The 13,755-nt window shown below is 68.1% G+C and carries 11 protein-coding genes; 6 read left to right on the top strand and 5 right to left on the bottom strand.

Annotated elements, in window-relative coordinates:
* Complete coding sequence (locus LGN17_RS07105) at nucleotides 1-1,005, bottom strand: RluA family pseudouridine synthase (RefSeq protein WP_175951832.1); 1,005 nt, start codon at nucleotides 1,003-1,005, stop codon at nucleotides 1-3.
* Nucleotides 1,006-1,730: 725 nt separating this feature from the next.
* On the opposite strand from LGN17_RS07105, the gene LGN17_RS07100 reads away from it, so the two are divergent.
* From LGN17_RS07100 to LGN17_RS07075, 6 genes are all read left to right on the top strand, one after another.
* Nucleotides 1,731-4,868, top strand: a complete 3,138-nt coding sequence (locus LGN17_RS07100) for an Rne/Rng family ribonuclease (protein WP_226195670.1) — start codon at nucleotides 1,731-1,733, stop codon at nucleotides 4,866-4,868.
* 131 nt (nucleotides 4,869-4,999) lie between these two features.
* Entirely contained in the window at nucleotides 5,000-6,112 is a 1,113-nt protein-coding gene (gene moaA, locus LGN17_RS07095; protein ID WP_226195669.1) for a GTP 3',8-cyclase MoaA, read from the top strand.
* A 28-nt stretch (nucleotides 6,113-6,140) separates the two neighbouring features.
* Entirely contained in the window at nucleotides 6,141-6,758 is a 618-nt protein-coding gene (gene mobA / locus LGN17_RS07090) for a molybdenum cofactor guanylyltransferase MobA (RefSeq protein WP_226195668.1), read from the top strand.
* A gap of 112 nt (nucleotides 6,759-6,870) precedes the next feature.
* Nucleotides 6,871-8,169 (top strand): gephyrin-like molybdotransferase Glp, encoded by a 1,299-nt coding sequence (glp, locus tag LGN17_RS07085; RefSeq protein ID WP_226195667.1) that lies wholly within the window; start codon nucleotides 6,871-6,873, stop codon nucleotides 8,167-8,169.
* 39 nt (nucleotides 8,170-8,208) lie between these two features.
* Nucleotides 8,209-8,484 carry a hypothetical protein gene (locus tag LGN17_RS07080; protein WP_006401288.1) on the top strand — a complete coding sequence of 92 codons (276 nt, stop codon included), beginning with the start codon at nucleotides 8,209-8,211 and terminating at the stop codon, nucleotides 8,482-8,484.
* Nucleotides 8,481-8,966, top strand: a complete 486-nt coding sequence (locus tag LGN17_RS07075) for a GNAT family N-acetyltransferase (protein ID WP_226195666.1) — start codon at nucleotides 8,481-8,483, stop codon at nucleotides 8,964-8,966. The genes LGN17_RS07080 and LGN17_RS07075 overlap by 4 nt, the downstream gene beginning before the upstream one ends.
* A gap of 90 nt (nucleotides 8,967-9,056) precedes the next feature.
* Here LGN17_RS07075 and rmuC read toward each other — a convergent pair whose 3' ends face one another.
* The 4 genes from rmuC to LGN17_RS07055 all read right to left on the bottom strand — a co-directional run bounded on the left by rmuC (nucleotide 9,057) and on the right by LGN17_RS07055 (nucleotide 13,738).
* Nucleotides 9,057-10,535 (bottom strand): DNA recombination protein RmuC, encoded by a 1,479-nt coding sequence (gene rmuC, locus LGN17_RS07070; RefSeq protein ID WP_226195665.1) that lies wholly within the window; start codon nucleotides 10,533-10,535, stop codon nucleotides 9,057-9,059.
* Nucleotides 10,532-11,521, bottom strand: a complete 990-nt coding sequence (locus LGN17_RS07065) for a 2-hydroxyacid dehydrogenase (protein ID WP_226195664.1) — start codon at nucleotides 11,519-11,521, stop codon at nucleotides 10,532-10,534. Before LGN17_RS07065 ends, rmuC begins: the two co-directional genes overlap by 4 nt.
* Nucleotides 11,522-11,602: 81 nt before the next feature.
* Complete coding sequence (locus LGN17_RS07060; protein WP_226195663.1) at nucleotides 11,603-13,033, bottom strand: sodium:proton antiporter; 1,431 nt, start codon at nucleotides 13,031-13,033, stop codon at nucleotides 11,603-11,605.
* Between the two features lie 42 nt (nucleotides 13,034-13,075).
* On the bottom strand, nucleotides 13,076-13,738 hold the full coding sequence (locus LGN17_RS07055; RefSeq protein ID WP_226195662.1) for a LutC/YkgG family protein: 663 nt from the start codon (nucleotides 13,736-13,738) through the stop codon (nucleotides 13,076-13,078).
* Between the last annotated feature and the right edge of the window lie 17 nt (nucleotides 13,739-13,755).

Raw genomic sequence — 13,755 nt, 5'->3', positions numbered from 1 at the left:
TCAGGCGGTATCGCGCAATGCGCTGAGTTGATCGAGGAAGCGCCGGCATTCGTCCGGCAGCGGCGCATCGAACTGCAGTGCCTCACCGGTCAGCGGGTGAGCGAGCCGCAGCCGGTACGCATGCAGGAACATCCGTTTCAACGACGGCTGCGCATTCGCGCGCGCCAGCGCCTTGTTCAGTGCGAAATCGCCATACTTGGCGTCGCCGGCGATCGGCAGGCCGAGATGCGCGAGGTGCACACGGATCTGATGGGTCCGACCCGTTTTGAGTTCCGCTTCGAGAAGGGCGTACTCGGGCCAAAGGTCGACGAGGTTGAACACCGTATGCGACGGCAGCCCGTCGTCCTGCACACGCACGCGCCGCTCTCCTTCCGGGGTCGAATACTTGAACAGCGGCGCCTTCACCGCGCGGCGACGCCCCCAGTCGGACTGCCATTCACCGTGGACGCATGCGAAGTAGCGCTTGTCCATCTTGTTCTCGCGAATCTGTTCGTGCAGGCCCACCAGCGCCGTGCGCTTCTTCGCGAGCATCAGGATCCCGGACGTCTCGCGGTCCAGCCGGTGCACGAGTTCGAGGAATTTCGCGCGCGGGCGCGCCTGGCGCATCTGCTCGATCACGCCGAACGCGACGCCGCTGCCGCCGTGAACGGCGACCCCGGCCGGCTTGTTGATGACGAGCATCGCGTCGTCCTCGAACAGCACGTCGAAGTGCGCGGGCGGCACGATGGTGGCTTCGGCGCGCGCGAGATCGGCTGCGGCCACGCGTATGGGCGGCACGCGGACGATGTCGCCGAACGCGAGCCGGTACTGCGCATCGACCCGGCCCTTATTCACGCGCACTTCGCCGCTGCGCAGGATCCTGTAAATATGGCTTTTCGGCACGCCTTTACAGACGCGCAACAGGAAGTTGTCGATACGCTGACCGACCGAGCTTTCGTCGATCTCGAGCATCGATACCTGGCCGCTTGCGACCGAATTCTGGGATATTTTGCCTAACTCGTTCATACTGAATATAATTTTGCCCAGCCAGACGTTGCGGGCGGCCTCACCGGCCGGCCCGGACCAACCGGGCAAGGCGCAAGCGCAAACCGCTATTTTACTTGCGCCGGGGGTCTGCTGCTCGCCCCTAATCAAAGAGAAGCAGCAAGTTGCACGCACGGCGCCGCCCGTCGGCAAGGATCGCGCCCACAGGCGGATTCGGTCGGCAAGGCGCCGCGGTAACGGAAAGTTGGTTGAAAAGAATTTGATTGGCAGCCCGACGGCGCGAAGTGCGTCCGGGCAGGCTGCCGGTTGCGAAAATTACGGCGTTGCGCCCGATTTGGCTCCGCGAAGCGTGCGGGGCCTGGCGACGTCAAACCAGGGAAGTACACCCCAGGCGGGAAAGTCGGGCTGGATTCGATACTCCCCGCTGCGGCCCAAGCCGCAGCATCTGCCGCCCGTTGGCACGCGCGACGCATGACGACGCGCCCCGCGGCAGTGCCCGGCCTCAGGCTTAGCGCGCTTTGACAGCGTGCGGTGTGTGGACGCCGTGCTTTGAAGCCGTGTTCGCAGGTGCCCTATGGCCGCCGGCCCCGTCTTTCGGGCCCAAGCGCCTCTTCAGGCAATTCTCCCCGCCATCGTTCCCGCTCCAGCGTGCTTGTGACAACACAACAAGGCGCGGCCTGCCGTCGTTCCCGCCCTCGCGACTGACAACCGCGAGGCGCCGCCAGTAGAGCCGCCTGGAGTCGTTCATGAAACGCATGCTGTTCAATGCGACGCAGCAAGAGGAGCTGCGCGTCGCCATCGTAGATGGGCAGAAGCTCATCGACATCGACATCGAGACAGCCGGGCGCGAACAGCGCAAAGGCAATATCTACAAAGGTGTCATCACCCGTATCGAGCCGTCGCTCGAAGCGTGCTTCGTCAACTACGGCGAAGACCGCCACGGCTTCCTGCCGTTCAAGGAAGTCGCCCGCCAGTACTTCAAGGAAGGCATCGACATGCGCTCCGCGCGCATTCAGGACGCCCTGCGCGAAGGTCAGGAACTGATCGTCCAGGTCGAGAAGGAAGAGCGCGGCAACAAGGGCGCAGCCCTCACCACGTTCATTTCGCTCGCCGGCCGCTACCTGGTGCTGATGCCGAACAACCCTCGCGGCGGCGGCGTGTCGCGCCGGATCGAAGGTGACGAGCGTCAGGAACTGCGCGAAACGATGGCTCAACTGCAGATCCCGGACGGCATGAGCATGATCGCCCGTACCGCGGGCATCGGCCGCAGCGCCGAGGAACTGCAGTGGGACCTGAACTACCTGCTGCAACTGTGGCGCGCGATCGAAGCGGCGTCGCAAAGCGGCAACGCCGGCCAGCCGATGCTGATCTACCTGGAATCGAGCCTCGTGATCCGCGCGATCCGGGACTATTTCCAGCCCGATATCGGCGAAATCCTGATCGACACGAACGAAATTCACGATCAGGCCCGCGCATTCATGGACATCGTGATGCCGGACAACGTCGCGAAGGTGAAGCGCTACCACGACGACGTGCCGCTGTTCTCCCGCTTCCAGATCGAGCACCAGATCGAGACCGCGTACTCGCGCACGGTGCCGCTGCCGTCCGGCGGCGCGATCGTGATCGACCACACCGAAGCACTCGTCGCGATCGACGTGAACTCGGCACGCGCGACCAAGGGCGCGGACATCGAGGAAACGGCCACCCGCACGAACCTCGAAGCGGCCGACGAAGTCGCCCGCCAGCTCCGCCTGCGCGACCTCGGCGGCCTGATCGTGATCGATTTCATCGACATGGAATCGGCGAAGAGCCAGCGCGAAGTCGAGCAGCGCCTGAAAGACGCGCTCAAGCATGACCGCGCGCGCGTCCAGATGGGCAAGATCTCCCGTTTCGGCCTGATGGAACTGTCGCGCCAGCGCCTGCGTCCGGCCCTGTCGGAAGGCAGCCACGTGACCTGCCCGCGTTGTAACGGCACCGGCCACATCCGCGATACCGAATCGTCCGCGCTGCAGGTCCTGCGGATCATTCAGGAAGAGGCAATGAAGGAAAACACCGCGGCGATCCACTGCCAGGTGCCGGTCGAGGTGACCGCCTTCCTGCTCAACGAAAAGCGTCAGGAAATCAACAAGATCGAGTCGCGCTTCAAGGTCGGTATCGTGCTGATCCCGAACAAGCACCTCGATACGCCGCACTACAAGCTCGAGCGCCTGCGCCACGACGACGCACGTCTCGACGATCCGCGCGCGTCCTGGAAGATGGCCGAGGAAGCAGCCCGCGAACTCGAGTCGGAAACCGGCTACAGCAAGCGCGCGGCGGAAGTGAAGCCGAAGCAGGAAGCCGCGGTTAAGGGCATCACGCCCGAGCGTCCGGCCCCGAGCCCGGCACCGCAGCGCCCGGTCGAACCCGTTGCGGCGCCCGCACCTGTCGCGCCGGCAAGCGGCGGCTTCATCGGCTGGCTGAAAGGCCTGTTCGGCGTGTCGCCGGCGCCCGCACCCGCACCGGTTGCTCCGGCACCGGCGAAGGAGCAGGCAGCCCGTCCGGCTCGCGGCGAACGCACCGAGAAGTCCGAGCAGCGCGGCGAACGCGGCGGCGATCGCAACCGCAATCGTCGTGGCGGCGCCCAGCAGGCGCAAGGCGGCCGCGACCAGGCCGCAGCCGGGCGTGGCCAGCCGCAACGCCAGGAACGCGAAGGCAAGGAAGCACGCGAGCCGCGTGAAGCACGTGAGCCGCGCGAAGGCCGTGAGCCGCGTGAGGGCCGCGAGCCGCGCGAGGGTCGTGAACCGCGTGAAGGTCGCGAGGGCCGTGGTCCGCGCGAAGGCCGCGAGCCGCGTGAAAGCCGTGAGCCGCGCGAACCGCGTGAGAACCGCGAACCGCGCGAACGTGCCGAGCAGCCGGAAGGCGTCGAAGCAGCCGGTCGTGGTGAGCGCCAGGAACGCGGCGAACGTCGCGAGCGCGGCGAGCGCCGCAAGCCGACCCAGCATGCAGCAACGCTGGAAACCGTCACCCGTGGCGAAACCCATCCGGAACCGGAAGCCGACAAGGCTCTCGCAGAAGCCCTGCCCGGCGCCGAGCTGGCAGCTGACGCGGAAGCCGGCGCGCGTGATGGCGAGGAACGTCGCCGTCGCCGTCGCGGCCGCCGCGGCGGTCGTCGCGAGCGCGAGGAAGACGGCGCAGTCGTCGACCACACCGAGCAAGGCGCAGAAGGCGAAGTGACGGTGCACGCAGTGACGCCGGAAGCAACGGCTGCTGCCGAACCGGCCCACACGGCCGCACCGGCAGTCGCCGTGGCAGCCGCCGCGGCAAGCGCCGTCGTCGCCGAGGCAGTGGTCGAGCACCATGCCGAACCGGCAACACCGGCCGCTGTCGAGCCGCAGCCGGCACCGGTACACGTCGAAGCAGCGCCGGCCGAAGCACCGGTAGTCGCCCAGGCAGCAGAACCGGCACCGATCGCACCGGCCGTCGCGACGGAAGCGGGTCCGGCGCCGGTCGCGGTTTCGCCGACCGACGCGTTCGAAGTACCGGCAGCGCCTGTCGCCGTCGAGGCGCCGCAGCCGGCACCCGTCGAGCAAGCTGCACCGGTCGTGACGACCGAAGCCGCTCCGGCGGCTGCCGAGCCTGCCCATGTCGAAGCAGCGCCGGTCGAGGCCGTCGCAGCACCGGCACCGGCTCCCGCCCAACCGGCAGCCGCGCCCGCTTCGGCGAGCCTGGATACCGTGCTGGAGCAGGCCGGTCTCGTCTGGGTGAACACGGACGCCGACAAGTTCGCCGCTGCGCAGGAAGCCGCGTCGCGCCTCCCGCGTCCGGCTCGCGTGCCGCGCGAACGCAAGGTGCTGCCGCCGGTCGATCCGGCCCCGATGCAGCAGGTCGAAACGACGCATCACTGATCGACGCATCGTCCGACCAGGAAAAGCCCGCCTCCGGCGGGCTTTTTCACGTCCGCGCTGCGGGTTTCCGCCCACCGGCCCCGGCGGCCGCTTGCGGCTAAAATAGAGGCCTGGTCCGCACTTCTTTCAACATGTCCCGACGCATCATTCCTCTCGCCGACGTCAGCGGGATGCCGGACGTCTCCGGTGTCGCGCATGCCCCGGACGGCACGCTGGCCGACACGTTCGCCAGGCCGCTGCGCGACCTGCGCATTTCGGTGACGGATCGCTGCAACTTCCGCTGCGTGTACTGCATGCCGCGCGCCGTCTTCGACAAGGACTACCCGTTCCTGCCGCACAGCGCGCTGCTCACGCTCGAGGAAATCGAACGCGTGGCGCGACTCTTTGTCGCACACGGCGTCGAGAAGATCCGCATCACGGGCGGCGAGCCGCTGCTGCGCAAGAATCTCGAATTCCTGATCGAGCGCCTCGCACGCCTGACCACGCATGACGGGCGCCCGCTCGACCTGACGCTCACGACCAACGGTTCGCTGCTCGCACGCAAGGCGCGCGCGCTGAAGGACGCCGGGCTCACACGCGTGACAGTCAGCCTCGACGCGCTCGACGATACGTTGTTCAAGCGCATGAACGATGCCGAGTTCGCGAGCGCCGACGTGCTCGACGGCATCTTTGCGGCCCAGGCCGTGGGCCTCGCGCCGGTCAAGGTCAACATGGTCGTGAAGCGCGGCACCAACGACAGCGAGATTCTGCCGATGGCCGAGCGTTTCCGCGGGACCGGCGTGATCCTGCGCTTCATCGAATACATGGACGTCGGCACGTCGAACGGCTGGAACATGACCGAGGTGCTGCCATCGGCGGACGTCATCGCACGGATCGCCGAACACTTCCCGCTCGTGCCGCTCGATCCGCACACGGCGGCAGAGACCGCGCAGCGCTGGGGCTATGCGGACGGCAGCGGCGAGATCGGCGTGATTTCGAGCGTCACGCAGGCCTTCTGTGGCGACTGCACGCGCGCGCGGCTGTCCACCGAAGGCAAGCTGTACCTGTGCCTGTTCGCGTCGACGGGCCACGACCTGCGCGCGCTCGTGCGCGGTGGCGCGAGCGACGCCGAGATCGCGACCGCGATCGCCCGCATCTGGCAGGCCCGCACCGACCGTTATTCGCAACTGCGCGGTAGCGCGGCTGCCGACGCCGTGCCCGACGGCGCCGGCAAGCGGGTCGAGATGTCGTATATCGGCGGCTGATGCTCACTGCCCTTCCCGCCCTCTTACCATGCCTGCTTCCGCGTCTCCCTCGATTGCCGGCCTGCTGCTCGCAGGCGGGCGCGCCACACGCATGGATGGCGTCGACAAGGGCCTGCAGTTGCTCGACGGCACACCGCTCGCGCTGCACGTGCTGCGCCGGCTCTCGCCGCAGGTCGACGAGACGCTGATCAGCGCGAATCGCCATGCCGATCGCTATGCCGAACTCGGTGCGCCGTTCGACGCGCGCATCGTCGCGGACGAAACGCCCGACTTCCCCGGCCCGCTCGCGGGCCTGCTCGCCGGCATGCGGGCGGCACGCGCGCCGCTCGTCGCGTGCTCGCCGTGCGATACACCCTATCTGCCGGCCGACCTCGTCGCACGGTTGCAGGCAGCGCTCGACGCGCAGCAGGCCGACATCGCCATGGCGGTGACCGTCGACGCACGACAGGCACGCTCGCCGCAGCCGACGTTCGCGTTGCTGCGCACGTCGCTGGCCGACGATCTCGCCGCCCGGCTCGCCGCCGGCGACCGCAAGGTGCGTGCGTGGTACGCACGCCACAAGACGGTCGAAGTCGAGTTCCACGACGAGCGTGCGTTTTACAATGCCAACTCCTGGCAGGAACTCGCCGCGCTGGCCCGCCGCTGACGGCGCTCGTACGGTTCCCGCCCGGCGCCCGCCGCACGCGACACCCGCGCCCAGGCACCCTCCTCGCGCCACCGGCCACGAACCCGATACGCCTTGCGGCGCAGTCCGACTGATGATCACGCAATCCTCGCCCGCCCCCCGAACCGCACCCGATTCCGATGCTCCGCTGTCGCTCGCCGACGCGCAGGCGCTCGCGTGCCGCTTCGCGGTGCCCGTCGACGCGTGTGACACGGTGACGCTGCGCGATGCACTCGATCGCGTGCTCGCGGCCGACGTGAACGCGCCGTTCGACATTCCCGCGTACGACAACTCGGCGATGGACGGCTATGCGTTCGACGGCAGCGCCGGGATGCACGCATCGCAGCAGGCGGAGCTCACGCTGACGGTCGCCGGCACCGCGCTCGCCGGCCATCCGTTCGGCGGCGCCATCGCCGCCGGATCATGCGTGCGCATCATGACGGGCGCGCCGATGCCGGCCGGCTGCGATACGGTGATTCCGCAGGAACGCGTGCGCGTCGACGGCGACACGATTCGCTTCGCCGCGCACGACATCGCACGCGGCGCGAACTGCCGCAAGGCCGGCGAGGATCTCGCGCGCGGCGCGTGCGCGCTTGCCGCGGGCCGCATCCTGCGGCCGTCCGATCTCGGCCTGCTCGCGTCGTTCGGCATCACCGAGGTTTCGGTGCGCCGGCGCGTGCGCGTCGCCGTGTTCTCCACCGGCGACGAACTGCGCGAGCCCGGCGAGCCGCTCGGCCCCGGCGCACTGTACGACAGCAATCGCGGGATGCTGATCGCGATGCTCGAAAGGCTGCATGTCGATGCGGTCGATCTCGGGATCGTCCGCGACGACCCGGCCGCGCTCGAAGCCGCGTTGCGCGGCGCGGTCGCCGCGCAGGCCGACGCGGTGATCACGTCCGGTGGCGTATCGGTCGGCGAAGCCGACTTCACGCGCGACGTCATGGCCCGGCTCGGCGACGTGACGTTCGCGAGTCTCGCGCTGCGTCCCGGGCGGCCGCTCGCGTGCGGCACGCTCACGCGCGCGGCCAACGGTGCCGGTCATACGCTGTTTTTCGGGCTGCCCGGCAACCCGGTCGCGTCTGCCGTGACGTTCTACGCGATCGTGCGCCCCGCGCTGCTGACGCTGGCCGGTGCGCAGACTCCGCCGCCGGCGATGTACACGGCGCTCAGCACGCATGCGCTGAAGTCGCGCCCCGGCCGCACCGACTACCTGCGCGGCATCGCCACGCGCGCCGCCGACGGCCGCTGGCACGTCGCACCGGCCGGCTCGCAGAGTTCCGCGTCACTGAGCGGCCTCTCGGCCGCCAACTGTTTCATCGTCCTGGGCCACGATACCGCGGCAGTCGACGCGGGCACCCCGGTCGACATCCTGCCGCTCGACGGCCTGATCTGAATTCCACTATCGGTATATCTCTACGGGGGCAATCCGCACATGAAGAAACAAATTTCGTCGATCGCCGCGGGGCAGACCGCCAAGGCGCTGATCCTCGTCTACCTGACGTTCAGCGTGCCGATCGTGCTGCTCGGCATCCTCGTCGCGTACGTCCGCTACGGGATGGTCGAACTGAGCACGATCCTGAGCGCGCTGCTGCTGAACGCCATCCTCGGCTTCGTGCTGCTGTGGATCGCATGCCACGCGTACAACTGGGTCGCATCGCGCTTCGGCGGCATCGAGATCGTGCTGTCCGATCCGCCGGAGGAAGCGTGAGCGGCACACCGCTGATCCGCGCCGCGCAGGCACGCGATGTCGGCGCGATCCTCGCGCTGATGCGCGAACTGGCGGAGTTCGAGAAGCTCACGCACCTGTTCGTTGCGACCGAAGCCGATCTCGCCGACGCGCTGTTCAGCACGCAGCCTGCCGCCGAGGCACGGGTGGCCGAACATGACGGCGCGATCGTCGCGTATGCGCTGTTCTTCCACAATTATTCGACATTCCTCGGCCGTCGCGGCCTCTATCTCGAGGATCTGTACGTACAGCCGTCGCAGCGCGGCACGGGCCTCGGCACCGCGATGCTGCGTCACCTCGCGGCACTGGCCGTCGAGCGACGTTGCGGGCGCTTCGAATGGTCGGTCCTCGACTGGAACCAACCGGCGATCGATTTCTACGAAAAGATGGGCGCAACCGTGCTGCCCGACTGGCGCATCGTTCGCGTCACGGGCGACGCACTGGGCACGCTCGCCGGGCATTGATCGCGGGCCGGCCGCGCCGGCACGTGATTCAAAAGAAAACGGGCGCCGCAGCGCCCGTTTTTGCTTTCCGGCCAATGTCGGCCAGGTGCGTCACGCGTCGTCCGCATCGGCGCCGTCGGCCCCTTCCGCGCCGAGCAGCCCGGCCGCCGTGTCGCCCGGCAGCGCCTCGACCTGCTTCAGCTTGCGGCTCATCACGCGCGTACGCTGCTCGGCGGACTCGATCGAGCGCGTGACCGTTTCGAGCTGCGCCTTCGTGCGCGCGAGCACGTCGCCGAACTTGCCGAACTCCGTCTTCACAGCGCCGAGCACCTGCCACACCTCGCTCGAGCGCTGCTCGATCGCGAGCGTGCGGAACCCCATCTGCAGGCTGTTCAGCAATGCGGTGAGCGTCGTCGGGCCGGCGACCGTCACGCGATAGTCGCGCTGCAGCAGGTCGGTCAGCCCCGGGCGACGCAGGATCTCCGCATAGAGCCCTTCGGTCGGCAGGAACAGCAGCGCGAAATCGGTCGTGTGCGGCGGCGAGACGTACTTCTCGGCGATCGTGCGCGCCTCCAGCCGCACGCGTGCTTCGAGCGCGCGGGCCGCCTCGTCGACCGCCACCGCATCGGCGCGCTCCTGCGCGTCGATCAACCGCTCGTAGTCCTCGCGCGGGAATTTCGCGTCGATCGGCAGCCACACGGGCGGCGCGTCGCGCGTGCCGGCATCGCGCCCCGGCAGCCGGATCGCGAACTCGACGCGCTCGCTGCTCTTCGGCACCGTCGCGACGTTCTTCGCGTACTGCTCGGGCGTCAGCATCTGCTCGAGCAGCGCCTCGAGCTGCACTTCCCCCCAGGTGCCGCGCGTCTTCACGTTGGTCAGCACCTTCTTCAGGTCGCCAACGCCCGCCGCGAGCGTCTGCATCTCGCCGAGCCCGCGATGCACCTGCTCGAGCCGGTCCGACACGAGCTTGAACGACTCACCGAGCCGCTGCTCGAGTGTCGCGTGCAGCTTCTCGTCGACTGTGCGGCGCATCTCCTCGAGCTTCGCCGCGTTGTTCGTCTCGATTTCCTTCAGCCGCTGTTCGAGCGTCGCGCGCACCTCGCCGATCCGGCGGTCGTTCGCTTCGGTCAGTTGCGTGAGCTGCCGGTTCAACGTGTCGCCGAACAGCCTGAGTGCGCCCGTCTGCTCCTCGCGCGCCTGCTGCGCCTGCCGCTGCACGCTCTCGCGCATCGCGTCGAATTGCTGCGCATTGCCGGCGACAAGCTTGCCGAGCTGCTGCGCAAAACCTTCGATCTGGTTGTTCTGCACGGTCGCCACGCTCGTCAGTTGCGCGGCGAGCGTCTGCTGAAGCTGTGCGAAGCTGCCGGCCAGCTCGGTGCGCGAGCCGCGCGCGTTCTCGACGATCTCGCCACGCAGTTCGCGTTCGAGCCGCTCGACCGCGCGCGCCTGCGCATGCGCGGCGTCCTCGATCTGGTCGCCCAGTACCGCCGCATCGTCGTGGCGGCCACCACCACGCACGAGCGCGACGATCGCCACCGCAAGCGCGACGGCCAGCACGACGACCGCCGCAAGCAACAACGTCATCGTCATACGCGCGGCTTCCCGATCACGTCAGGGTTGATCGGATTCAGCGGCTGCCCGGCGCGCGGCCCTTCGCCCAGCGCGGCGATCAGGTTGTCGGCGGCGAGGTTCGCCATCGCGCGGCGCGTTTTTTCGGTCGCGCTCGCGATATGCGGCGTCAGCACGACGTTCGGCACCTCGAGCAGCGCCGGATGGACCGTCGGCTCGCCTTCGTACACATCGAGGCCGGCCGCGGCGATCGTCCCGTCGCGCAGCGCGACGGCCAGCGCCGCGTCGTCGACGATCCCGCCGCGCGCGATGTTGGTCAGCGTCGCGGTGGGCTTCATCTTCGCGAGCTCGGCCGCGCCGATCGTGTGGTGGTTCTCCTTCGTATACGGCAGCACGAGCACGACGTGATCGGCACGGGCAAGCAGCGCATCCTTCGACACGTATTCGGCATTCAGCTCGGCCTCGATCTCGGGCGCGACCCGCGACCGGTTGTGATAGGTCACCTGCATGCCGAAGCCGCGCGCACGGCGCGCGAGCGCCTGGCCGATGCGCCCCATCCCGATGACGCCGAGCGTCGAGCCGTAAATGTCAGTGCCGAGGAAACCGTCGTACGCCCACTTCTGCCAATGGCCGGCCCGCAGCCAGTGCTCGGATTCGGCAATCCGGCGTGCTGCGGCCATCATCAGCGCCCAACCGAAATCGGCAGTCGACTCGTTCAGCACGTCGGGGGTGTTGGTGCCGAGCACGTTCGCCGCGTTGAACGCGGCCATGTCGAAATTGTTGTAGCCGACCGCCATGTTCGACACGACGCGCAGGCGCGGCGCCGCCGCGAGTTCGGCCGCGCCGACCGGATCGCCAGCCGTCAGCGCACCGTCCTTGTCGGCCAGACGCGCGGCGAGCGCATCGGGTGCGAGTGCGTCGCCGTTGTTCCAGTCGACGTCGAAATACTGCTTGAGGCGCTCGATCACGTCCGGAAAGATCGGACGCGCGACCAGGATCTTCTGCATCGCCATCTCCGCATGCTGCGGACGGATCGCAGCGCGCCGTGCGCCGCCGGGACCGCCCGCCCTAGGTTGAAAATCGTCAGCTTACGCCGTGAAGAAGATCCACGACGTCAGCAGGAATACCGGTATCAGCACGACCAGCGCCCAGCCGAGATACGCAAAGAAGCTCGGCATCTTCACGCCGCGCGATTCGGCGATCGCCTTCACCATGAAGTTCGGCGCGTTGCCGATATAGCTGTTCGCGCCCATGAACACCGCGCCCGCGGAAATCGCGGCGAGCGTCGACGCGCCGGTCGTCATCAGCGACTGCGCATCGCCACCCGCGAGGTTGAAGAACACGAGATAGGTCGGCGCGTTGTCGAGGAACGACGACAGGATGCCGGTCGCCCAGAAGTACATCGCGTCGATCGGCTTGCCGTCCGGCCCCGTGACGAGATGGACGATCTGCGCGAATGCGCCGTCGGCCCCGGCGCGCAGGATCACAATCACTGGCGCGATCGTCACGAAGATCCCCGCGAACAGCTTCGCGACTTCCTCGATCGGCGCCCAGTTGAACGCGTTGCCCTCGCGCGCGGAGCGCGGCGTCAGCGCGAGCGACGCGAGCGTTACGACCACGAGCGCGACATCGCGCACGAGATTCTGCAGCGCGACATGCGTGCCCCACACGTCGAACGTGATGCCCGGCTTCCACACGCCGCTCATCAGCACCAGGCCGATCACGGCTGCGAGCAGCACGAAATTGATCTTGCCGTCGATCGACAGCCTGTCGCTATCCGGCGTCGGATCGAGCACGGCCGGCCGCTCCTCGCCGCCCTTGCGGTAGAAGTACGTATCGAGCGCGAAGAACAGCGCCAGCAGCACAACGCAGATGAACAGCATCGGCAGTGCGAGATGCGTGGTCGTCCAGAAGAAGCTCACGCCATTCAGGAAACCGAGGAACAGCGGCGGATCGCCGAGCGGCGACAGCGAGCCGCCCGCGTTCGCGACGAGGAAGATGAAGAAGATCACGACATGCACGACATGCTTGCGGTTGTCGTTGGCGCGCAGCAGTGGCCGGATCAGCAGCATCGCGGCGCCCGTCGTACCCATCACGCTCGCGAGCAGCGTGCCGAGCGCGAGGATCGCGGTATTCAGCTTCGGCGTGCCGTGCAGGTTGCCGTTCACGCAGATGCCGCCCGCGACCGTATAGAGCGCGGTGAGCAGCACGATGAACGGGATGTATTCCTCGAGCAGCGCATGCACGAGCGTGCCGAACGCGGTGCCCGCGCCGAACGCGAACGCGAACGGGATCAGGAACACGACCGCCCATCCGGCCGCAATCTTGCCGAAGTGGTGATGCCAGAACACGGGGGCGACGAGCGGGAACAGTGCGATGGACAGCAGGATCCCGGCGAACGGGATACCCCAGAGTGCAGACAGCGTGGCACCGTCGAGCGTTGCGGCCGATGCAAGCGCGGGAACGGCGCCAAGCGCGATCCCCGACGCCATGCCCGCCCAGGCGGCATGTCGTTTCATGCGGAACTTCCTTGTTCGAGTGGTAGTGAATGCAGCGGCGCGTCACGCGCCCCGTACAACGATCACGTGAACGCGGTACGGGCCGTGCGCGCCCAGTACGATGGTCTGCTCGATATCGCCCGTGCGCGACGGGCCCGACACGAAATTGACCGCGCGCGGCAATTCGCCACGCTCCGAGCGGATCAGCGCAAATGCGTCTTCATGACCGGCGACGATCCGCGACGCGGGAACGATTGCGATATGCGTTTCCGGCAGCAGGCCGGCCGACGCATAGGTGTCGGGGCCGGACAGCAGCACCAGCGAGCCCGTTTCGGCGGTCGCGCAAAAGCAGCCGGTGACGCCGACCAGATCGCCGTCGCGCGGCTTGCGGCATTCGACCGACAGGCCTGCGCCCGCCCAGTCGAAATCGGCCAGCGTGCGCCACGCGACGGCCTGCGTCGGCAGGCCGTGAATGGAAAGGTAGCGAGCCGCGGCGGCCGGTACCTCGGCAAGCGTCGCGACTTCGTCGACCGTCGTCGACAGGCGTGCCGCTTCGTCGACGAATGCAGCGACGAGATCGGCCGGCGCCGGCGGGCGCGGGCCCTCCGGATGACGGGCGAGATAGTCGGCAACGCCGTCGCGCTCGGCCGAATCGGGTTCGGCCGCACGCCCCTGTGCCGCGCGAATGCGCGCGAGGATCTGACGACGGGCAGCGGAAGTGTCCATGAACGGTCCTCGTGACG

Source organism: Burkholderia sp. AU30280 (assembly GCF_020420125.1).
GTDB lineage: Bacteria > Pseudomonadota > Gammaproteobacteria > Burkholderiales > Burkholderiaceae > Burkholderia.
The sequence above is the reverse complement of the archived record's forward strand: the minus strand, read 5'-3'. Positions and strand labels throughout refer to the sequence as shown.

Excerpts from the sequence above, each read along its gene's own strand:
- LGN17_RS07105 (WP_175951832.1), bottom strand. The coding sequence starts at position 1,005 with ATGAACGAGTTAGGCAAAATATCCCAGAATTCGGTCGCAAGCGGCCAG.
- LGN17_RS07100 (WP_226195670.1), top strand. The coding sequence starts at position 1,731 with ATGAAACGCATGCTGTTCAATGCGACGCAGCAAGAGGAGCTGCGCGTC.
- moaA (WP_226195669.1), top strand. The coding sequence starts at position 5,000 with ATGTCCCGACGCATCATTCCTCTCGCCGACGTCAGCGGGATGCCGGAC.
- mobA (WP_226195668.1), top strand. The coding sequence starts at position 6,141 with ATGCCTGCTTCCGCGTCTCCCTCGATTGCCGGCCTGCTGCTCGCAGGC.
- glp (WP_226195667.1), top strand. The coding sequence starts at position 6,871 with ATGATCACGCAATCCTCGCCCGCCCCCCGAACCGCACCCGATTCCGAT.
- LGN17_RS07080 (WP_006401288.1), top strand. The coding sequence starts at position 8,209 with ATGAAGAAACAAATTTCGTCGATCGCCGCGGGGCAGACCGCCAAGGCG.
- rmuC (WP_226195665.1), bottom strand. The coding sequence starts at position 10,535 with ATGACGATGACGTTGTTGCTTGCGGCGGTCGTCGTGCTGGCCGTCGCG.
- LGN17_RS07065 (WP_226195664.1), bottom strand. The coding sequence starts at position 11,521 with ATGCAGAAGATCCTGGTCGCGCGTCCGATCTTTCCGGACGTGATCGAG.
- LGN17_RS07060 (WP_226195663.1), bottom strand. The coding sequence starts at position 13,033 with ATGAAACGACATGCCGCCTGGGCGGGCATGGCGTCGGGGATCGCGCTT.
- LGN17_RS07055 (WP_226195662.1), bottom strand. The coding sequence starts at position 13,738 with ATGGACACTTCCGCTGCCCGTCGTCAGATCCTCGCGCGCATTCGCGCG.